Annotated in this window: 16 protein-coding genes and 1 tRNA gene; 11 read left to right on the top strand and 6 right to left on the bottom strand. The window is 68.3% G+C overall.

The features are described 5' to 3' along the window. Positions 1–18: 18 nt before the first annotated feature. The 6 genes from MYA_RS24735 (at position 19) to MYA_RS24760 (ending at position 8753) form a co-directional block, all read left to right on the top strand. Positions 19–753 (top strand): fimbrial biogenesis chaperone, encoded by a 735-nt coding sequence (locus tag MYA_RS24735; protein WP_014725584.1) that lies wholly within the window; start codon positions 19–21, stop codon positions 751–753. A 92-nt stretch (positions 754–845) separates the two neighbouring features. Next, on the top strand, positions 846–3479 hold the full coding sequence (locus MYA_RS24740; RefSeq protein ID WP_014725585.1) for a fimbria/pilus outer membrane usher protein: 2634 nt from the start codon (positions 846–848) through the stop codon (positions 3477–3479). Between the two features lie 388 nt (positions 3480–3867). Next, positions 3868–4875 carry a fimbrial protein gene (locus tag MYA_RS28970; RefSeq protein WP_014725587.1) on the top strand — a complete coding sequence of 336 codons (1008 nt, stop codon included), beginning with the start codon at positions 3868–3870 and terminating at the stop codon, positions 4873–4875. 751 nt (positions 4876–5626) lie between these two features. Continuing rightward, a complete protein-coding gene (locus tag MYA_RS24750; RefSeq protein WP_014725588.1) occupies positions 5627–6835 on the top strand; it encodes a paraquat-inducible protein A in 1209 nt (402 codons plus the stop codon). Next, a complete protein-coding gene (locus tag MYA_RS24755) occupies positions 6832–8127 on the top strand; it encodes an MlaD family protein (protein ID WP_014725589.1) in 1296 nt (431 codons plus the stop codon). Before MYA_RS24750 ends, MYA_RS24755 begins: the two co-directional genes overlap by 4 nt. Continuing rightward, positions 8124–8753, top strand: a complete 630-nt coding sequence (locus MYA_RS24760) for a PqiC family protein (RefSeq protein ID WP_014725590.1) — start codon at positions 8124–8126, stop codon at positions 8751–8753. Before MYA_RS24755 ends, MYA_RS24760 begins: the two co-directional genes overlap by 4 nt. Positions 8754–9113: 360 nt before the next feature. Here the strand turns inward: MYA_RS24760 and MYA_RS24765 are convergent, their stop codons facing one another. Next, on the bottom strand, positions 9114–9650 hold the full coding sequence (locus MYA_RS24765; RefSeq protein WP_014725591.1) for a carboxymuconolactone decarboxylase family protein: 537 nt from the start codon (positions 9648–9650) through the stop codon (positions 9114–9116). Positions 9651–9722: 72 nt separating this feature from the next. Here MYA_RS24765 and MYA_RS24770 point away from each other — a divergent pair, with 72 nt between their 5' ends. Beyond that, positions 9723–10760, top strand: coding sequence for an AraC family transcriptional regulator (locus MYA_RS24770; RefSeq protein WP_050991248.1), 1038 nt, complete (start codon positions 9723–9725; stop codon positions 10758–10760). 412 nt (positions 10761–11172) lie between these two features. Here the strand turns inward: MYA_RS24770 and MYA_RS24775 are convergent, their stop codons facing one another. Both MYA_RS24775 and MYA_RS24780 read right to left on the bottom strand, forming a co-directional pair. Beyond that, a complete protein-coding gene (locus MYA_RS24775) occupies positions 11173–11427 on the bottom strand; it encodes an energy transducer TonB family protein (protein WP_034194387.1) in 255 nt (84 codons plus the stop codon). A 15-nt stretch (positions 11428–11442) separates the two neighbouring features. After that, positions 11443–11519: transfer RNA gene (locus MYA_RS24780), tRNA-Glu, on the bottom strand. Positions 11520–11983: 464 nt separating this feature from the next. On the opposite strand from MYA_RS24780, the gene MYA_RS24785 reads away from it, so the two are divergent. Both MYA_RS24785 and MYA_RS24790 read left to right on the top strand, forming a co-directional pair. After that, a complete protein-coding gene (locus tag MYA_RS24785) occupies positions 11984–12703 on the top strand; it encodes a response regulator transcription factor (RefSeq protein WP_014725594.1) in 720 nt (239 codons plus the stop codon). Beyond that, entirely contained in the window at positions 12703–14196 is a 1494-nt protein-coding gene (locus MYA_RS24790; RefSeq protein ID WP_014725595.1) for a sensor histidine kinase, read from the top strand. The genes MYA_RS24785 and MYA_RS24790 overlap by 1 nt, the downstream gene beginning before the upstream one ends. A 37-nt stretch (positions 14197–14233) precedes the next feature. On the opposite strand, the gene MYA_RS24795 is transcribed toward MYA_RS24790, so the two are convergent. After that, complete coding sequence (locus tag MYA_RS24795) at positions 14234–15334, bottom strand: AraC family transcriptional regulator (RefSeq protein WP_014725596.1); 1101 nt, start codon at positions 15332–15334, stop codon at positions 14234–14236. A gap of 311 nt (positions 15335–15645) precedes the next feature. Between MYA_RS24795 and MYA_RS24800 the strand changes: the two genes are divergently transcribed. Further along, a complete protein-coding gene (locus tag MYA_RS24800; protein WP_014725598.1) occupies positions 15646–17280 on the top strand; it encodes an AMP-binding protein in 1635 nt (544 codons plus the stop codon). Between the two features lie 149 nt (positions 17281–17429). After that, positions 17430–18476, top strand: a complete 1047-nt coding sequence (locus tag MYA_RS24805) for an AraC family transcriptional regulator (protein ID WP_041494422.1) — start codon at positions 17430–17432, stop codon at positions 18474–18476. A 192-nt stretch (positions 18477–18668) separates the two neighbouring features. On the opposite strand, the gene pntB is transcribed toward MYA_RS24805, so the two are convergent. Both pntB and MYA_RS24815 read right to left on the bottom strand, forming a co-directional pair. Further along, positions 18669–20081, bottom strand: a complete 1413-nt coding sequence (gene pntB, locus MYA_RS24810; protein WP_014725601.1) for a Re/Si-specific NAD(P)(+) transhydrogenase subunit beta — start codon at positions 20079–20081, stop codon at positions 18669–18671. Between the two features lie 13 nt (positions 20082–20094). Further along, positions 20095–21696, bottom strand: a complete 1602-nt coding sequence (locus MYA_RS24815; RefSeq protein ID WP_041494341.1) for a Re/Si-specific NAD(P)(+) transhydrogenase subunit alpha — start codon at positions 21694–21696, stop codon at positions 20095–20097. Positions 21697–21927 lie beyond the last annotated feature (231 nt).

Raw genomic sequence — 21927 nt, forward strand, 5'->3', positions numbered from 1 at the left:
GTCAGGAGGAAAAGGGAAATGAATCGTCCATATGCCATCGTCGTGGTCCTGATGTCGCTGCTGTTCTGCATGAATGCACAGGCCAGCGTGACGTTATCCGGCACCCGCGTCGTGTTCCCGGCCGCCGACAAGGAAGTCACGGTTCAGCTCACCAACGACGGCAAGCAGCCTGCGCTAGTTCAGGCCTGGATCGACAAGGGGAACCAGCGCACGTCCCCGGATGCGATCGACGTGCCGTTCGTGATCACGCCGACGATTTTTCGTGTCGAGCCGGGCAAGGGGCAGACGTTGCGGATCTTGTATACCGGCGAGCCTCTGCCGGAGAACAAGGAGTCGCTGTTCTGGTTGAACGTGCTCGATGTGCCGCCCAAGGTTAGCGGCAAGGACGACGTCAACCGCCTGCAGTTCGCGTTTCGCACCCGCATCAAGCTGATGTACCGGCCCGCCGGCCTGGCCGGAACGGCAGGCGACGCGCCCGCCCAACTGAAATGGGCACTCGGCACCGACGATGGACATCGTCCGGTGTTGAAGGCGACGAATCCGAGCGCCTACGTCGTCAATCTCGCCGGCGTCGAATTGAAATCAGGCGGGAAAACCTACGCGGCGGAGCTCGGTTATGTCGGTGCCGGCGAAACGGCTTCCTTCGCGCTGACCGGTGCCAACGGTGCCGCACTCGCGGGTGGGACCGTCCACTACAGCAGCGTGGACGACTGGGGGACGGCCCATGCGCACGAGGCGACGATCACGAAGTGATTCGGCGGTGCGTTGGAAGGTCCCAAGCGGCCGATGAGCGGAACACGAACGGGACGGTGGCGACTTCGCCATCGATGGGAGGAGAAAGCACGATGGAGAAAAAATACAGTGGCCCGCACGCGGAGATTGCGCCACGGCTCAAGCCGATATGTGCGCTGGTTTTCTCGATCGTCGCCAGCTGGCAAACGGACGCACTTGCGGTAGCGGATGAACACGCCCGGCCGCAGCAGATTGCGCAGATGGAGTTCGCGCAAGTCGAATTCGAGGGTGGATTTCTCAATAACGGCGCCGGTTCGATCGACGTGTCGCGCTATTCGCGCGGCAACGTGGTGCGCGCCGGCACCTACAGTCCAGACGTCTACGTCAGCGGCCGCTGGGCCGGGCGATTCGAGGTGCCGTTCAAGAGCGTAGCGGACAGTCCCGACGCGCAGCCTTGCTTCGACAAGGCGCTGCTGGAGCGCATCGGTGTCGAGCTGACCGCGCTGTCGCAGGAAATCCGCACGCTGCTTGAACAACAGGGTGGTTGCGTGCGCATCGGTCAGGCGATTCCGGAAGCCACCGTCGGCTTCGACTTCAACGATCTCCGGCTCGATCTCGGCATTCCGCAGGTATCGCTGAGCCGCACCGCGCGCGGCTACGTGAGCCCCGACCGATGGAGCGCGGGCGTGCCCGTCGCGATGCTCGGCTACAACGCGAACGTCTACCACGCGCAGGCGAGCGGCGCGCACGGCAGCACGCAAGGCTATGTCGGTGTCGATAGCGGATTCAACGTTCAGCGCTGGCATTTCCGGCACAGCGGGTCGTTCAACTGGGACGACCGCGGCCGCCGGCGCTACCAGAACGTCGCGACCTACGTGCAACGCGATCTGGCGTCGTGGTCGTCGCAGTTCGTGGCCGGCGATACGTATACGTCGGGCGATCTGTTCGACTCGACGTCGTTTCGCGGCGTGAGGATCAGCAGCGACGACCGGATGCTGCCGGACTCGCAGCGCGGCTACGCGCCGGTCGTGCGCGGCGTCGCGAACACCAACGCGAAGGTGACGATTTCGCAGAACGGCGTGAAGCTGTACGAGACGACGGTCGCGCCGGGCGGGTTCGTGATCGACGACCTCTATCCGACCGGCTATGGCGGCGACCTGAACGTCGTCGTCACGGAGGCGGACGGCTCCACGCACACCTTCTCCGTCCCGTATGCAGCCGTGCCGATGTCGTTGCGCCCCGGCCAGAATCGCTACAGCTTCACGGCGGGCGCTGTGCGCAACCTGTCGAACACGACGCCGTTGTTCACGCAGGCGACCTGGCAGCACGGTTTCACGAATATGCTGACCGGCTATGGCGGCGCGACGGCCGCGCAAGGCTACCTGGCGGCGATGGTCGGTGCGGTGCTGAACACCGGGTGGGGCGCAATCGGCGTCGACGTCGCGCATGCGACGACGAGGGTGCAGAACGACCGCACGTATTCGGGGCAGAGCTTTCGCGTCAGCTACGCGAAGACCGTCGCGGCCACCGGCACCAACGTCGCGATTGCCGCGTATCACTATTCGACGAACGGCTATTTCGGTCTGAACGATGCCATGACTGCGCGCGACCGCTCGGTGTCCGGCGGACCCTTGCGCCAGGTGTACCGGCAACGCAACCGCGCGTCGCTGGTGGCGAGTCAGCAGCTCGGCGACAAGGGCGGCAGCCTCAGCGTGACGGCGTCGACGTCGACCTACTGGAATCGCGCTGGCTCGGATGTCGATTTCACGGTCGGCTACAGCAACGCGTTTCGCAGCGTGGCGTACAACGTGTCGGCGACGCGTCAGCGCGACGCGTGGGGGCAGGCCAGCACGCTGGTCTATCTGGGGCTGTCGATTCCGCTCGGCAGCACGCGGCCGGCAACGCTGTCGACCAGTTTCAATCACGATACGCGCGGCTCGACGCAGATCGCGACGAGCCTGAGCGGTTCGGCCGGTGTCGACAGCAACGTGTCGTATGGCGTGAACGTGAACCGCAGCAGCGGGCCGGGCGGGGCGCAGACCAGCGGCGGCGCCAACGTGTCGTATCGCGGGGCACGGGCGGAGCTCAGCGCAAGCGTCGGCGCGAGCGCCGATTATCAGCAGTACTCGATCGGCGCGCGCGGTGCAGTCGTCGCGCACCGCGGCGGCGTCACGCTGTCGCAACCGCTGTCAGAGACTTTCGCGATCGTCGAGGCGAAGCATGCCGAAGGTGCGCGCGTCACGAATGCGTCGGGCGTGCGCGTCGATGCGAACGGCTATGCGATCGTGCCGTACCTGACGCCGTTCTCGATGAACGACGTGTCGCTGGACCCGAAGGGGCTGTCGACGGACGTCGAACTGAAGGAGACCAGCCAGCGCGTCGCACCGCTTGCGGGCGCCGTCCCGCTGCTGGTGTTCAAGACGGACTACGGGCGCTCGGCGGTGATTCGCCTGCGGCAGGCGGACGGATCGCCGGTGCCGTTCGGTGCTGTGGTGACCGATCAGGCCGGCAAGGACATCGGCGTGGTCGGGCAGGCCGGCAAGCTGCTGGCGCGCGGTCTCGCGGAGCAGGGCGAACTGAACGTCGGGTGGGAAAGCGACGCCGGGCGCTCGGGCTGCCGGCTGTCGTATGCGTTGCCGGCGAACCCGCGCGGCGCCGGCCAGCGGGCGCTGCGGAGTCTCGATTTGCCTTGTGTGGCGGCTGGCGCGGAGCAGTACGCGCCGACGGAGGCGCAGCCGGCTGCGTGAATCGGTGTGAAGCGGCGTCGCGTGCCACTGGTTGGCGTGGCGGCTGCATCGGACGCCGGAGTGCACGACCTTCACGCATTGCGCCATTGTCGACACGGCCTGACGACGGCGTCCGATCGTCACGGCGAGGCGCATGAATCGCAGTTCTCCGATTTTCATGCATGACTCGCGCCGATAGGCTGTGCAGATGTTGTTCTGTCGGCTCGATCGAAGTCGGAGCGATGCGGAAATTGACGTTTCGCATAACCGGTTCAGTCCAACGAATGCATAGCCCGCCAACATTTCGTCGTGGGCAGCGCCGTTCCATCATCGGAACACCTCATTGATCGATCGCAGATGGACCGATGAAGCGGCGCGTGCCTGTTCGCGTCAATCGGAGCGCCGAAAAATGAACATGTATCGCCTGTTCGCAGGCTGCCTGATGGCGGTGTCGTTTGCGACGCCGGACGGTGCACACGCGGCCTGCCAATTCATCAACAACAAGACCGAACTGCTCGCCAATTTCGCGTTGAAGTCGGAATACCAGGTGGCGCCCGGCACGGCCGTCGGCACCGTGCTGGACGACGTAAGCATTCCGGTCGATGCCGTTGCGTTCGCGAAATGCACTGCGCCCGGCCAATCGAATCGAAGCGTTTACGGCGGAACCAAGGTCGGCAGCAGTGTGACGCCCTATACGTTCGCAACCGGCGTGCCGGGCATCGGACTGGCCTTTTACGACATGGCCGACGGCGTCGTTCCGGCCTCCTTCGGCGGTTCTTCCACGAGGTACTGGGGTGCGGGCGACGGCGACGCATACGCCGGAAACTGGGGATGGTGGGGCTGGGTGGGCATGCCGTTACCGGGCGCGCGGCTCGGCGTGAAGGTCATCGTGACCGGGCCGGTGGGTGCGGGCGACGCCCCTGCCGGTTCCCTGTCGGCGCAGATGAAGCTCGATGGGCTTTCGGTTGCGACGTTGACGACCACCGGCTTCAGGGTCACGACGCCGGCCTGTGCGGTGCCGGACTTGAGCGTGGATATGGGCCAGATGGTGACGAACCAGTTTACCGGCGCGGGGTCGTCGGCCGGCGACACGCCGTTCGATTTGCGGTTGAATGCGTGTCCCGCCGGTCGCACGGGCATCTATTACCGGTTCGATCCGACGACGCAGGTCGTGCCGGGCACGGGCGATTCGGTCGCCACGTTGAACGGGGCATCGAGCGCGACCGGAATCGGGCTGCAACTGCTCGACGCAAGCGGCAAACCGGTTGCGTTTGGAACGACGGCGAAAGTTACCGGGTATGCCGGCGCGGCCGGCGATTACAGCGTGCCGCTGCGCGCCCGTTTCTATCAGACCGCCGCTGCGGTAACGGCCGGCAGTGCCAACGCATCGATTACCGTCACGATGAGTTATGACTAGCGGTTAGTGCGTCGTTCGCGCGTTCGCGGTGTGGCGTTCGAAAATCAGAAGCTCCGATCGTTCATGGCGAGCGGCGGGCGCCCGACGGTGATTCGCGTGCGGAGGGCGGTTGGCTCGCCGGCTGCCGTCCTCGCCTCGTCGAGGCGATTCGACGAGGCGTGCTGCTCGTGTGCCGCTGCCCGCTGCTTGTGGCCTGCTCCTGGCCGCCGCCCGCCTCCTATCATCCGCCATCTGCCACCAACTCGCCGCGCCCGCCATCTAGCAACTGGCAACCGCCAGCAGGCAACCAGCAACCAGCTACGGCTAAACCGCTGACTGCCGACCGCCGACCCAACCGGCAACTGGCAACCGGCAATCGGCAATCGGCAACCGGCAATCGGCAATCGGCAACCGGCAATCGGCAACCGGCAACCGGCAACCGGCAACCGGCAACCGGCAACCGGCAACCGGCAACCGGCAACCGGCAACCGGCAACCGCCCGCCACCACTCGCCCCCCCAGGCACACGCCTTGCTGTCCGACACCCCGACGACGGCAGGCGCGCATGCAGCAGCGCCTGCCGCGCGTTTTCACGCCACACGGGTAGCGCTCGGCACGCTCAACGGCCGCGGCTCCGCGGCGCTATCTCGACCTAATCGAACGGGAGAACGCATGACGATGATCATCACGCGCGACCGCCTGCCCGCGTCGTGCAGGTTTTGCCACCGGGCGTGTCATTGCGCGCATCGCGCGCCCACCGGAGCTGTCGTCGCATGACCACGATCGGCTGCCCTACGTGCGGGACGCTCGACCATATCCCGCCGATCGAAGCACACGCGCTGGCGCGCTGCAGACGCTGCCATGCGACGCTCGAACGCCGCCGCGGCCGCAGTGTTGAGGCCGCGCTCGCCTGCACGACGGCGACCTTCGTGCTGTTGTTTCCCGCCAACCTCGCACCGCTGATGACGGTCACGATGCTGGGCGCGTCGCATTCTTCGGTGCTCGCGTCGGGCATCGTGTCGATGTGGAACGACGGCTGGGTGATCCTGGCCGTGTTGCTCGGGATGTTCGGCATCGTGCTGCCGTTCGCGCGCTTCGGCGGCCTGATGCTGGTGCTGGCCGCGATTCGCTTCGGCTGGCGGTTCTCCGGTATCGGCGCGGTGTTCCGCTGGTCGCTCGCACTCGACGCTTGGGCAATGCCGGACGTGTACCTCGTCGGCTGCATCATCGGCTACGTGCGCGTCACGCACGGTCTCACCGGCTCGATGGGCGCAGGCGGCTATTGCCTGATCGCGGCCGGCCTGATGTCGATGCTCACGCGCGCGTCGCTCGACCGGCGCACCGTGTGGCGCGCCATCGAAGCCGATCGGCATCCGTCGCGCAGCGAGGCCGTGCTGTCGTGTGCCGGTTGCGACATGGTGCAGCCGTACGCGTGCGCCGGGCGTTCGTGTTCGCGCTGCGGGCTGACGCTGCGCGCGCGCCGGGTCGCGGCGCTTTCGCGCGCGAGCGCGCTGTCGCTGGCGGCGCTCGTGCTGACCGTGCCGGCCAACCTGTTGCCGATGACGACCTCGATCCAGCTCGGACGCGTGCACATGCACCGCATCGTCGACGGCGTCATGCAGCTCTTTCACGTCGGCCTGTGGCCGTTCGGCATCTTGACGTTCATCACGAGCATCGTGATCCCGGTCGCGAAGATCGTCGGCATGGGCTGGTTCGTCGCGTCCGTGCTGCGGCGATCGCGCCGGCATCTGCGCCTGAAGGTGCGCCTCTACCGCTGGATCGACGAGCTCGGCCGATGGTCGAACGTCGACGTCTTCACGATCGCGGCGTTCGTTCCGTTGATCCGCTTCGACGGCGTCGCGTCCGCGCAGCCGGCTACCGGGGCCACCGCATTCGCGCTCGTGGTGTTCCTGACCATGCTCGCGTCGCGCGCCTTCGATCCGCGCCTGATGTGGGACCGCCGCGACCGGAGGGTTCGATGAACCCGCCGCGCATCCGCCGCTCGCGCGCCGAGGTGCGGCACAGTCGTTGGCCGGGATTGATCTGGGCGGTGCCCGTCGCCACGCTGGCCGTGGTCGGATGGCTCGGGATACGGGCGCTTGCGCAGGGCGGGGAAAGCGTCACCGTGATGTTTTCCGACGCGCACGGAATGAAAGTCGACGATACCGACGTGACGCTGCGCGGCGTGAAGGTCGGCAAGGTCGCAGGCATCGCGTTGTCGCCCGACGGCCGGCATGTGGAGGTCGAGTTGAAGATCGATCGCGCGCAGCAGAAGTATCTGCTCAGAGGCACGCGCTTTTTCCTGCGCGGTGCGCAGCCGGACATGAGCGACCCGACCTCGCTGCGCGCGCTCGTCGTCGGGCCGGAAATCGTGATGGAGCCGGGCGCCGGCGCCCCCGCGCGGCACTTCGACGGCACCGAGCGCCGCCCGGCGCTCGCGCCCGAGCATGGGCCGGTGGTCCCGTACGTGATTCGGTTCGCCGGTGCGGCCGGCGAGCTGAAGGACGGCGCGCCGGTGAAACTGCGCGGCTTCCAGGTCGGCACGGTCACGCGCGTGCGGCTGAGTTACGATGCCGCCACCGGGCAGCTCGGCACGCCGGTGCAGATTGCGCTCGAACCGTCGGCGCTCGGCATCACCGGCGTGCGTCCGCCGGCCGACGGCAACTGGCGCCCCATCGTCGACGGCATGCTCGAACGGCTCGTCGCCCGCGGGCTGCGCGCGCGGCTGGTGCAGGATCCGCCGCTCGTCGGCCCGCGCATGGTCAGCCTCGATTTCGTCGCCGGCGCTTCGGCGGCCGCGTTTTCCGGTGGCGCCGGCCCGGCGGAGATTCCGAGCGTCGCGTCGGCCGACTTCGATGCGATCGCCGCGCGCGCCAACGCGATCGCCGGCAAGATCGACGCGCTGCCGATCAAGGAGACCGGCGACGACGTGCGCGCGATCGCGGCGCGGCTCAATGCGCTGACCGCATCGCCGCAGATCCGCGACAGCCTCGCGCATCTCGACCGATCGGTCGCGCAGATCGACCGCACGCTGCAGCAGGTGTCGCCGCAGATCGGTCCGCTCGTCGCGCAGCTGCGCGACGCCGCGAACAGCGCCGACCAGGCCGCGGCCGCAGCCAGCCGGACGCTCGGCGACGACGCCACCACGCAGACCGGCGTGCCCGCGGTGCTGCGCGAGCTTGCCGATACCACCCGTTCCGTGCGTGCGCTGGCCGACTATCTCGACCGACACCCCGAAGCGCTCGTGCGCGGCAGAGCGAAGGAGAAGCCATGATCCGTCGATCGAAGCGACCGGCCGGCGACGCATCGGAGCCGGCCCCGATGAAATGGGCGGTCGTTGCGCTGGCCGCCGTGCTCGCTGCCGTGCTCGCCGGATGTGGGCACAGCCCGCCGACGCGCTATGTGGCGTTGAGTGCGACGCCGGCTACATCGACCCGCGCGGACGAGCCCATCGAGCCGGTGCAACTGACTGCCGTCCACGTGCCGGCGGAGCTCGACCGTCCCGAGGTCGTCGTGCAGCGCTCGGCGAACCGTGTCTGGATCGACGAAGGCGCGCGCTGGGCCGGGCCGCTCGACCGGATGATGCGGCGCACGCTCGCGCAGGACCTGCTGACGCGCCTGCCGACGGGGGCCGTCGTCCTGCCGGATGCGCCGCGGCCGCCCGAGACGCGCACGCTCGTCGTCACGGTGCTGGACGTGCATGCGGACGACGGCGGCACGTTGACGTTGGAGGCCGCATGGACGGTGTTGGCGGGCCGGCCCGAGCGCGTGAGCGCGAGCCGCGAGACGACCTTGACCGCATCGTTGACGCAGCGCGGCGCCGCCGCGCAGGCCGCCGCGCTGAGCGCGATTCTGGGACGCCTCGCGGACCAGATCGCGGCCGGGCTGCCGCCACGCTGAGCGGACGCGATCCGGCCGGCGTGGTGGCCACGACCATTGGTGGACGGGCCGACACCGATCGAGCGATCACATCGGCACCGGTGCCGCTCGCCGCGCAGCGACGATCGGCTTGCGCCGGCCGGGCAGCAGGGAACGCCCGCGCCAAATCCAGTGCGTGTCGATCGAGAGCGTTCCCCGTCTTGATCGTTACTGGCGTGGGAGGACTTTGCGGATCGACCTGTGTGATCGGCAGCGCTTGACGGAGGCGGTATCGAAGTACGGCGCCGCCAGCCAGCACATTCCGCCGGCGCGACGCGCCTCACGATCGAACGCAGCCGGATCGACTGCGTTCGATCGCCGTGCCTGCCCACCGACGCGCCATTACGCCACGGCCGGGAAATCGAGCGTCGTATCGTTGACGCGATTGACCAGGTTCGTGAACGTGATCGACGCGATCGCCAGGCTGATCTCGATCAGCTGGCGCTCCGTGTAACCGGCGGCGCGCACGGCGTCGACGGCCGCCTCGGGCACCGTGCCGCGCGTGCCGACCAGCGTACGCACATAGGTCACCAGCGCGTCGCGCTTGGCGTCGCCGGTGGCCGCGCCGGCGCGCACCTGCTTCATGGCGTCGCCCGACAGTCCGGCCAGCTTGCCCATCAGCGTATGCGCGGCGACACAATAGTCACAGCCCACGTGTTCGCTGACCGCCAGCTTGATGACTTCGATGTCGGCCTTGCCGAGCGTGCCGGCAGCCACGGCAGCGTCGAACGCGAGCGCCGCGCCGAGGGCTTCGGGGCTGTGCGTGCCGATGGTGGCGTACGCATTGGGCACCTTGCCGACGGCCTTCTTGATCTTCGCGAACACTTCCGCTGCCGCGCCGGTGGCTTCTTCAGGGCGAATGGTGGTGAGACGGGACATGATCGACTCCTTCGTTCAGTTGAGTGGTTGAACTGCTTAGCCATGTCGTATGGCATGGGAGTCAGTGTAGGGATGCAGGGCGAGTTCTTTAATGCCATACTTGCGCAAATTCATGCTCAAACGTCTCATATGGACATGCTGGACCGATTGCTGTCGATGATGCCGGTCACCGGCCGGCTGGACGTACGGTGCCATTTCGGTTCGCCGTGGCGCATCGACCATCCCGAGTCGAACGAGCGGGAGCTTCCGTATCACATCCTGTTGCGCGGCGAGGCTGTCGTCGAAGGCGAGACGGGCGGCGCGGAAGAGCCGACGCTCCGAATGAAGGCCGGCGACATCGTGGTGTTCCCCTCCGGCAGTGCGCACCGGCTGCACGACGGCAGCGGCGACGCGCCGCGCGCGGTGCAGGAGCGGCACCGCAACGGCCTGACCATTACGACGAACGGCAGCGCCGACGCGAGCATTGACGTGCTGTGCGGGCGCTTCGTGCTGCCGGCCGTCCCGCAGCAGTTGCTGCGCGACCATCTGCCTCGGCGTCTGATCGTGAGCAGCGTCGCCGCCGGCGATGGACAGACGCGCGACGCCGCGTTTGCCGCCACGCGGCTTGCGCGAGTCATCGAATTGATGCGTGAGGAAGCGCTGGAGCAACGTGCCGGCAGCGCGGCGGTGGTCGATCATCTGTCCGGCGCGCTGTTCGCGTTGACGCTGCGCAGTGCGTCCGAGTCCGGTCACGCGCCGCGCGGGCTGCTCGCGCTGGCGCAACGCCATCGGTTGCAGCCGGCGCTCACTGCGATGTTCGACGAGCCGGAAAAGCCCTGGACGCTGGCGCAGCTGGCGGAGCGCTGCCACATGTCGCGCGCGACGTTCGCACGCCACTTCGACGAGGCGATCAGCCGCTCGGCGACCGATGTGCTGACGGAAATCCGCATGGCGCTTGCCGGGCGCAAGCTGGCGCAAACGACGATGTCCGTCGCGGAGATCGGCGAGACGGTCGGATATCGGTCGGAGGCTGCGTTCCAACGCGTGTTCAAACGGCAGGTGGGGATGACGCCGGCGAAGTGGCGCATGCAAGCGACGAGAATCGCGGCGCCGGAAGCGCGGTCATCCTGACGGACGGTGCGACCATCCGTAACGTGGGCGAGCTCGCTGGAAGCATCGAGTCAGGCGCTTGCTCGCAACGCTTGGAGGTCCTCCTTGATTCGATCGCGCAAACCTGCGGCATCGCAGTCGAGCGCGCGCGGCCAGTCGAAGTCGATGACGGCGGCCCTGCTCCGATCCGGCTCGGCAACAAGACCATCAGCAGATTCGCAAACTGCGTCACGTCCTCGCGATCGATACCGTACTGAATTACGGCGAAGTCCTGGTAAAGCTCAGTGCCATCATTGAAGTGCGCAATTGTATGGTCCATTCGGCAGGGCGAGTACCAGGCGCATTGACGTGATGAACCACCGCCAAACGCATCCGGCCGCGACCAGACGATACCTATCGACTGCTTACGAGCAAGCCACTCAACGTCGGCACCTCAGTCGACGTCGTAGTTGAGATCGTGCCACCGCTGCGACGTGCCGCCTCCTGAACCCAGCTGACCGCGTGGAAAGCGCATGACGGCGATTGCATGGAGGGCGCGCTCGTCGCCGGCCGGGTCGCCACAACTTCGGCGGACCTTCAGGTCGCGCACCCGACCTTCGTCGTCGAGCCAGACGCGCACCAAGACCCTTCGACGGCCTTTGCCGGTTTGCGGTGTTGCACGCGATAGCATGCGGTCAAGAAGCGACATGTAATTCCTCTGCATTGGTAGGCCCGGCCGGACTTGAGCCGGCGGCCGATCGACCGAGAGTCGACTGATCCAACGGGCCGTGGTACGGGCTTCAACGACGCGATCGGTGCGGGATTTTCCGATCTCGATGTATAGCTGAACAGCGTACACGTCGATCGGCACTCCCGGGAGGTATTTGGCGTCGGGAATCAAAACCGGTTGCGATTTTCCGCGCTCGTTTGTGGGTACGAACAAGACGCATCGACGATGCCGCTCGCCCAAAGTTCGGACATCGGGTTCCTCAGTAACCGCGACGCGTATCGCTCGTGTTCGACGTAATCGCGCCATGCGTTGCCGCCTGTCCGGCGCCTGGACGAAAGGAAGAACGACCTCCCGGCCGAGGCCCGCCCCAGAGTTAAACGATTTGTGATCCCTCGCCGCCGCAAAATTCTGCACAATGACGGCATCGCGGCCGCGCGATGTGTCGGCCGCCGCCGCTCGGCCGCTCCGCCACGGCCCGCGGCCACTACCGCGCTCACGCGCCCGACACCCTTACCGACGCACTGCCGCGTTCACCATGGATCACGCCAAACGCATCCTGATCGTCGAAGACGACGCCGACATCGCCGACGTGTTGAGCCTGCATCTGCGCGACGAGCGCTACGAAGTCGTCCACAGCGCGGACGGCGCCGAAGGCCTGCGTCTGCTCGAGCAGGGAAACTGGGACGCGCTGATTCTCGATCTGATGCTGCCGGGCGTCGACGGCCTCGAAATCTGCCGGCGCGCCCGCGCGATGGCGCGCTACACGCCGATCATCATCACGAGCGCGCGCTCGAGCGAGGTGCACCGGATTCTCGGCCTCGAACTCGGCGCCGACGATTACCTCGCGAAGCCGTTCTCGGTGCTGGAGCTGGTCGCGCGCGTGAAGGCGCTGCTGCGGCGCGTCGACGCGCTCGCGCGCGACTCGCGCCTCGACGCCGGCACGCTCGACGTCGCCGGCCTGTCGATCGATCCGATCGCGCGCGAGGCGAGCGTCGACGGCACGCGCATCGACCTCACGCCGCGCGAATTCGACCTGCTGTACTTCTTCGCCCGGCATCCGGGCAAGGTGTTCTCGCGGATGGATCTGCTGAACGCCGTCTGGGGCTACCGGCACGAAGGCTACGAACATACGGTGAACACGCACATCAACCGGCTGCGCGCGAAGATCGAGGCCGATCCCGCCGAGCCCGTGCGGATCCTCACGGTGTGGGGGCGCGGCTACAAGCTGGCCGCACCGGGCCAGCGGGACGCGTGATGAAGCTGAATCTGACCCAGCGGCTGTCGTGCGTGTTCGCGGTGCTGCTGCTCGCGTGTTCGGGCGCGTCCGCGTGGCTGCAGATCCGCGCGAACGACATGCGAGAGAAGGAAGTCGTGCAGGCGCTGTCGCGCGATCTCGCTGCGCACATCGCCAGCAGCACGCCGCTGATGGACGCGAACGGCCTGCGCCCGGATGCCGTGCGCCGGCTGTTCGGTCAGCTGATGGGCGTGAACCCGAGCGTCGAGGTCTACCTGCTCGACAACGCGGGACGCATCGAGGGCGACGACGCGCCGCCCGGGCACGTGAAGCGCACCCGCGTCGATCTCGCGCCGGTGCAGCGCTTCATCGCGGGCGAGCCGCTGCCGATCCTCGGCGACGATCCGCGCAGCATCGACGCGCGCAAGGTGTTCAGCGCCGCGCCGCTGCAGCGCGCCGGGCAGCCGCCGTCCGGCTACGTCTACGTGGTGCTGCTCGGCGAAGCGCACGACCGGCTGGCCGCGCGCGTCGACGCCGGCAACGTGCTGCGCACGACGCTGTGGTCGATGGCGGTCGTCGCGCTGCTCGGGCTGGTGGCCGGCCTGATCGCGTTCAGCTTCATCACGCGGCCGCTGCGCCGGCTGACCGACGCGATGCGCCGCTTCGACGCGAACGGCGCGCCCGACACGCAGCCGCCGCTGCCGCGCCCCGCGCCGGGACGCCGCGGCGACGACCTCGCGGTGCTCGAATCCGCGTTCGCGCAGATGGCCGACCGGATCGGCGAGCAGTGGCGCGCGCTGACGCGTCAGGACCAGCAGCGGCGCGAGCTGATCACGAACATCTCGCACGATCTGCGCACGCCGCTGACCTCGCTGCACGGCTATCTGGAAACGCTGTCGCTGAAGGCCGACACGCTCGCCGACTCTGAGCGCCGCCGCTACCTGTCGGTCGCGCTCGCGCAGAGCACCAAGGTCGGGCGGCTCGCGCAGGCGCTGTTCGAGCTGGCGCGGCTCGAGTCGGGCAGTGTGCAGGCCGAGCGCGAGCCGTTCTCGCTCGTCGATCTCGTGCAGGACGTCTTCCAGAAGTTCGAACTCGCGGCCCAGTCGCGCGGCATCGCGCTGCAGGCGCGCATCCCGCCGCGCGTGCCGGCCGTGTCGGCCGATCTCGCGATGATCGAGCGCGTGCTGACCAATCTGCTCGACAACGCATTGCGGCACACGCCGCAGCACGGCGCAATCGAAGTCGCGCTGACGCCGCGCGACGACCGCGTGGTGGTGACCGTGTCGGACACCGGCGAAGGGATCCCGCTGGCGCGCCGCGCAGGATTGTTCCAGCGACCGCAGCGGCCCGCCAGCGGCGGCATGGCGACGAACGGCGGCCTCGGCCTGCTGATCGTGCACCGGATGCTGGCGCTCAACGGCAGCGACATCCGGCTCGTCGACCGGGACGGGCGCGGCGCGGTGTTCGAGTTCGCGCTCGCGATCGCGCAGCCGGCGCCCGGCGACCCGCAGTGACCGTGCATGCGCGACCTGCGCCGGCGCGGCGCACGCGTCACGTCCCGCGCTTGCGCCGTACTTCGGTCGGCGTCGTGCCGGTCCAGCGCTTGAACGCGTGGCGGAACCCGACCGCGTCGCTGAAGCCGAGCGTCAGCGCGATGTCCTCGGTGCTGAGCGTGGTGGTGCTCAGGTAGTCGATCGCGAGCGCCTTGCGCACGCTCGTCAGCAATTCGCTGTACGACGTGCCTTCGGCGTCGAGCTTGCGGCGCAGCGTGCGGGACGTCATGCACAGCGTGCCGGCGATCGCGACGATGTCCGGAAACTGCCCGGGCGTGCGCGTGAGCTCCTGGTAGACGCGCCGCGTGACGTCGGCCTGGCTGCGCAATTCGTCGAGCAGATGCGCGCAGTGCGACGACACCTGCGCGGCGGTGATCGGGTTCGCGAGCTGTGGCGCGCGGGCGAGCCACGCGGCCGGGTAGCTCAGCACATGGTGCGGCTGGTCGAACGCGATCGGGCATTCGAGCGCCTCGGCGAGCAGCGCCGCGTGCGCGGGCCGCGGCTGCGCGAACTGCGCGCGCGCCGGCAGGCACCACGCGCCCATCACGTCCTTGATGACCGTCACGTGCAGCGCGAACTGCATGTCGATCAGAAAGCGGTACAGCGGCAGATCGGGGCCGGCCAGCGCGGCTTCGTGCGGATCGGGAAACAGCCACGCCGCGGTGTCGCCCTGTTCAACCCAGCGGATGGTCAGCATCCCATTCGCGAGCCGGTGATATTTGACGGCCGAATCGAACGCACGCGCGAGCGATTCCGAGCACAGCATCGCGTAGCCGTACATCCCGTAGCTCGACGCGTGCAGCCGGCGGCCGACGCGCACGCCGAGGTCGGAGCCGTCGTAGCGCTCGAGCGCGTTGCGCGCGGCGGTCAGGAACTGCAGCGGCGACGTGAGCGTGAACGGATCGGCGACGGCCTCCGGCGACAGGCCCGTGCCGGCGAGCACCGCCGACGAATCGAGCCCGAGCTCGCGCGCGACGTCGACGAGCACGGCGAGCTTCGCCGGCGAAAAGCGCTTGTCGCGCAACGCATGGGCGGGCAGGGTCTCGGGCAGCGCCGCCGCGCGGGCGGTCGTCGGGTTCAGGTGCGCGGTGCGCGGCATGGCTAGGTGTACGTCCGATTCGATACCGTTCCGGGTTGGCGATTCTGCCCCCGAACGCGCGGCCGCGCCATAGGGTTCACCCTGATCCGGCGCTTGCGTGCGCATCATGTCGCCATCCGGGCGGGCGGGTTTGCGGTTTACGGACCGAGGCGCCGGTGTGTCCGTTTCGATCATGTTTTCGGCCGCGCGAATCATTTTCAAAGCGGGCCGCGCGCGCGATATTCGTCGGTCAGGCGACGGCCCGCGCGCATCCGATGCGCGGGCCGCCGTGCGAACGGCGCCGCGTGGCGCCGTCCCCCGAGGAGCAGGACATGACGAAGAGACACTGGATCGGGTCGTATGGCTCGATCCCCGCCGAGATCGATCCCGATCGCTTTCCTTCCGTAACCGCGCTGCTGGACGACGCGATGCACCGCTTCGCCGGCCATCCGGCGTTCCGCGCGTCCGACCGCACGCTGACCTACGCGGACGTCGACCGCCTGTCGGCCGCGCTCGCCGCGTACCTGCAGCAGGTCGCGCAGGTGCGCAAGGGCGACCGCGTGGCCGTGATGCTGCCCAACGTGCTGGCGTTTCCGGTGGTGTTCGTCGCGCTCGCGCGCATCGGCGCGGTCCAGGTCAACGTGAACCCGCTCTATACGCCGCACGAACTCGAACACCAGCTCAACGACGCGGGCGTCGAAGTGGCGGTCGTGTGCGGCGGGTCGATGGCCACGTTCGCCGACGTGGTCGGCAAGACGCGCGTGCGCACGGTGCTGACCGTGGGCCGCGACGATCTCGGCGTCGTCGATGCGCCGGCCGGCGCATGCGCGGCGCTGCCGCCCGGCTCGCTCGCGCTCGCCGACGCGTTCGCGGCCGGCGCGGCGCTGCAACGCGCGCCGGTCGCGCTCGACGGCAGCGACCTCTTGCTGCTGCAATACACGGGCGGCACGACCGGCCTGTCGAAGGGCGCCGCGCTGTCGCACCGCAACCTGATCGCGAACGTCGAGCAATTCGCGGCGATCGTGCCGGCCGCGCGGCAGCCGGGCGAGGAGGTCGTCGTCACGGCGATTCCGCTGTACCACATCTTCGCGCTGACGGTGAACTTCCTGTCCTACTTCGCGATCGGCGCGCAGAACTGGCTCGTCGCCAATCCGCGCGACATGGACGGCCTGATCGACGTGCTGAAGGCCGCGCGGCCGTCGGTGTTCGTCGGCGTCAACACGCTGTATGCGGGGCTCGCGGGCCATCCGCGGCTGAAGGAAGTCGACTGGTCGCGGCTGAAGCTGTCGGCCGGCGGCGGCGCGGCCGTGATCGACGTGATCTCCGCGCGCTGGCAGGCGGTGACGGGCAATTTCATCCGCGAAGGCTACGGGCTGTCGGAAACGTCGCCGGTCGTCACGTTCAATCCGCAGTCGGTCGACCGGTTCACGGGCACGACCGGCCTGCCGCTGCCGTCGACCGACGTGAAGCTGCTCGACGACGAAAACCGCGAGGTCGCGATCGGCGGCGCGGGCGAGATCTGCGTGCGCGGGCCGCAGGTGATGGGCGGCTACTGGCAGAAGCCCGAAGCGAACGCGGCCGCGTTCACCGAGGACGGCTATTTCCGCACCGGCGACATCGGCGTGTTCGACGCGGCCGGCTTCCTGAAGATCGTCGACCGCAAGAAGGACATGATCATCGTGTCGGGCTTCAACGTGTATCCGAACGAAGTCGAAGCGGTGGTGACCGCGCTGCCGGGCGTGGCCGAATGCGCGTGTATCGGCGTGCCGGACGAGCGCACCGGCGAGGCGCCGAAGCTGTTCGTGGTGCTCGCGCCCGACGCGACCATCGGCGAGGCCGAGATCGTCGCGCATTGCCGCGCGAATCTCGCCGGCTACAAGGTGCCGAAGCAGATCCGCGTGGTCGAGCGGCTGCCGAAGTCGACGGTCGGCAAGATCCTGCGCCGGGAACTCAGCCACGCGCAGTGATGGTGCGCACGCGCCGCGCGGGCGACGACGCGCGGGCCGGCTCGCCTGCCGGCGCGGTCGTCCCGAAAGCCCCGAAACACCGGAAAGCCCCGCAAGCCCGCCGTGGGTCGCTCAAGTACAATGCGAGCGGTTCGACCGACGGGGACGCGATGACCGGTACAGATTCACCTCCCGCCCAGCCTGGGCGTGCGCTGCCGTCGCCCAGCGCGACGGTGCCGATTTCGCTCGTCAACGGCTTTCTCGCGAGCGCGGGCGCGCAGCGCGACGTGGTCGAGCGCTACCTGCGCGGCGCCGGCATTCCGCTCGAACTGCTCGGCGAGCCGCATGCGCGCGTGACCGAAGATCAGTTCTCGACGCTGTACCGCACGCTCGCGATCGACCTCGACGACGAGATGCCCGGCATCTTCTCGCGCCCGCTGCGCCGCGGCACGCTGAAGTACCTGTGCCTGAGCCTGCTCGATGCGCGCAACCTCGGCACGGCGCTGTATCGTTTCGGCCAGTTCTTCCATCTGCTGCTCGACGACTTCTTCGTCGAATCGACGCGCGACGGCCTGGTCGCGCAGGTGCTGCTGCGTCCGAACCCGGCGATCGGCCCGATCGGCGCGCTCGGCCAGGAGCTGATGCTCAAGCTCGTGCACGGCGTGTGTTCCTGGCTGATCGGGCAGAAGATCCCGCTGCTGCGGATCGAATTTGCGTGCCCGCGTCCGCGGCATGCGATCGACCATCTGTACTTCTTCTCCGGCTCCGTGCAGTTCGACTGCGAGCGCACGCTGATGCGCTTCAGCGCCGACCTGCTCGACGTGCCGATCCGGCAGAGCAAACGCAACCTGCGCAAGTTCCTCGCGCGTGCGCCGGGCGACTGGATCTTCGAATCGTTCAGCGAGCAGCTCGTCTGCCACCGCGTGCGGCAGTACCTGTCGGCGGCGCTGCCCGAGCTGCCGGTGATCGAGCGGGCGGCCGAACATCTGCATTGCTCGGTGCGCACGCTGAGCCGCCATCTGGCCGCCGAAGGCACGACGTTCCAGGCGCTCAAGGACGAGCTGCGACGCGACATCGCGATCCAGCGGCTCACCGATACGCTCGACACGATCGCGGCGATCGGCACCGATCTCGGCTTCGACGATCCGAGCGCGTTCCATCGCGCGTTTCGCCACTGGACCGGCAGTACGCCGGGCACGTACCGGCGGCGCGCGTAGCGCTTTCCCATAACCGGCATCCTTGCCGCGCTCCCATGGACGGCATCCCAGCCGGGCCGCTATCTTGCCGGCCCCGTACCGATGGCGCACATGCGCGTCGGCCCGTCGCGCATCGCTGCGGGACGGGCCGACGGTCATCGCATTCGTGCGCGGCGCAGGCCGGCGTGCCACCGGCCGCGCGCGCCGTCGCGATCAGGCTTTCAACGCGCCGAAGATTTCATTGAGCATCGACTTCGCGTCGCCGAACAACATGCGGTTGTTGTCCTTGTAGAACAGCGGATTGTCGACGCCGGCATAGCCGGACGCCATGCTGCGCTTCATCACGATCGACGTTTTCGCCTTCCACACCTCGAGCACCGGCATGCCCGCGATCGGGCTCGTCGGGTCGTCCTGCGCGGCCGGGTTCACGATGTCGTTCGCGCCGATCACCATCGACACGTCGGCGTCGGGGAAGTCGTCGTTGATCTCGTCCATCTCGAGCACGATGTCGTACGGCACCTTCGCTTCGGCGAGCAGCACGTTCATGTGGCCGGGCATGCGGCCCGCGACTGGGTGAATCGCGAAGCGCACGTCGACGCCCTTCTCGCGCAGCAGCTTGGTCAGCTCGAACACCGTGTGCTGCGCCTGCGCCACCGCCATCCCATAGCCGGGTACGATGATCACGCGCTTCGCTTCGCGCAGCAGCTCGGCCGTCTCCGTCGCGCTCACCGCGACGGCCTCGCCGGCCGGTTGCGCGGCGCCGCCCGCGGCGGCCGGTGCGCCCGCGCCGCTGCCGAAGCCGCCCGCGATCACGCTGATGAAGTTGCGGTTCATCGCGCGGCACATGATGTACGACAGGATCGCACCGGACGAGCCGACCAGCGCGCCGATCACGATCAGCAGGTCGTTGCCCAACATGAAGCCGGTCGCGGCCGCGGCCCATCCCGAGTAGCTGTTGAGCATCGACACGACGACGGGCATGTCGGCGCCGCCGATCGCCATCACCATGTGCACGCCGAACAGCAGTGCGATCACCGTCATCACGACGAGCGGCAGCATGCCGTCCTGGATGGTTTCCGCATGCAGGAACGCGCGGCCGTAGTAGATCACGATCAGCAGCGCGGCGAGGTTCAGCCAGTGCCGTGCCGGCAGCAGCAGCGGCTTGCCGCCGATCTTGCCCGACAGCTTGCCGAACGCGACGATCGAGCCAGCGAAGGTGATCGCGCCGATCAGGATGCCGACGTAGATCTCCACCTCGTGGATCGCCTTCTCGGCGCCGACGAACTGCAGCGACGTGTCGACGTAGCTCGCGAAGCCGACCAGGCACGCGGCGAGGCCGACCAGGCTGTGCATCAGCGCGACCAGCTCCGGCATCTGCGTCATCTGCACTTTCTTCGCGGCATAGAGGCCGACCGCGCCGCCGACGACCAGCGCGGCGATCACGTACGGAATGCCCGCTGCCGACACGCGCGGCCCGGCGACGGTGGCCAGCACCGCGATCAGCATGCCGATCATCCCGAGCAGGTTGCCGCGGCGCGCGGTTTCAGGGTTGGCGAGCCCGCCGAGGCTCAGGATGAACAGGATCGCGGCGCCGATATAGGAGACGGTGGTCAGATTGGAAGTCATGGTTGTCGTCCCCTTATTTGCGGAACATCGCGAGCATGCGGCGCGTGACCGCGAAGCCGCCGAACATGTTGACGGCGGTGAGCGTCAGCGCGCCGACCGCGAGGCCGAGGATCAGCCCCGACGGACGATCGCCGGCATTGGCGAGCTCGGCCGTCGGCGGCGCCACCTGCACGAGCGCGCCGATCGCGATGATCGACGAGATCGCGTTGGTCACGCTCATCAGCGGCGTGTGCAGCGACGGCGTGACGTTCCAGATCACCATGTAGCCGACGAAGCACGCGAGCACGAACACCGTGAAGTGCGACAGGAAGCTGGCCGGCGCGAACTGGCCGACCAGCAGGAACGCGAGCGCGCCGACCGCGAACACGATCGCGAGCGCCTTGGCCGACATCGGCTCGCCGCTGTGGCCGTGGCCCTTGGACTTCGCCGGCGCGGCCGCGGCGGGTGCGGCGGCCGCGGGCTTGGGCGCGACGGCCGGCTGCTTGAGCGGCGGCGCCGGCCAGGTGACGGTGCCTTCCTTGATGACGGTCAGGCCGCGGATCGCGTCGTCGTCGAAGTCGACGTCGATCGCGCCGTCCTTGCCCTTGCACAGCTCCTCGAGCACGCGCAGCAGGTTGGTCGCATACAGCGTGGACGACTGCCGCGACAGGCGCGACGCGAGGTCGGTATAGCCGACGATCGTCACGCCGTGGCGCACGACCGCCTCGCCGGGCACCGTCAGCTCGCAGTTGCCGCCCTGTTCGGCGGCCATGTCGACGATCACGCTGCCGGGCTTCATCGACTGCACCATCTCGGCGGTGATCAGCTTCGGCGCCGGCTTGCCGGGGATCAGCGCGGTCGTGATGATGATGTCGGCGTCCTTCGCCTGCTGCGCATACATCGCGCGCTGCGCCTGCTGGAAGCCTTCGCTCATCACCTTCGCGTAGCCGCCGCCGCCCGAGCCTTCCTCTTCGTAGTCGACCTTGACGAATTCGCCGCCCAGCGACTTCACCTGGTCGGCCACTTCGGCGCGCGTGTCGTTCGCACGCACGATCGCGCCGAGGCTCGCGGCCGTGCCGATCGCGGCGAGGCCGGCCACGCCCGCGCCGGCGATGAAGACTTTCGCCGGCGGGATCTTGCCGGCCGCCGTGACCTGCCCGTTCAGGAAGCGGCCGAACGCATGCGCGGCCTCGATCATCGCGCGGTAGCCGCTGATGCCGGCCATCGACGTGAGCGCGTCCATCTTCTGCGCGCGCGACAGCGTGCGCGGCAGCGAATCGATCGCGAGCACGGTCGCGCGCTTCGCCGCGAGCTGCTGCATCAGGTCGGGGTTCTGCGCCGGCCACACGAAACCGATCAGCATGCCGCCTTCGCGCATCAGCGCGACTTCGTCGGCGCTCGGCGGGCGCACCTTGAACACGATGTCGCTGCCGGACCACAGCTCGGCCGCCGTCGCGGCGATGCTCGCGCCGGCCGCGCGATAGGCGTCGTCGTCGAAGTTCGCGCCGGCACCGGCGCCGCTTTGCACGGCCACCGCAAACCCCAGCTTGATCAGTTTCTCGACCACCTCGGGCACGGTCGCAACGCGCCGTTCGCCGGTGGCTGTCTCCAGAGGAATCCCAATCTGTAGTGTCATGGTATGAAAGATGGGTGATGGCCGTCGCGAAGCGCTCGGGCCGGTGCGTCAAGTTACCAGAATCATGCCTGTGTTTCGTGGACCGGTTGCGAGATTGCATCACAGGATGATCGGTCGTTCGCGGTGCGGCGCCGACGCGGTCCGGGCGCCGCGCGCCTGCGTCGGACAAGGGCAGCACGCGGTCGCATCGCGGCTGTCTTTTGCCGCGCCGCTGTGTTTCGTCGACGCGCG

It is taken from the genome of Burkholderia sp. KJ006, from assembly GCF_000262695.1.
GTDB lineage: Bacteria > Pseudomonadota > Gammaproteobacteria > Burkholderiales > Burkholderiaceae > Burkholderia > Burkholderia vietnamiensis.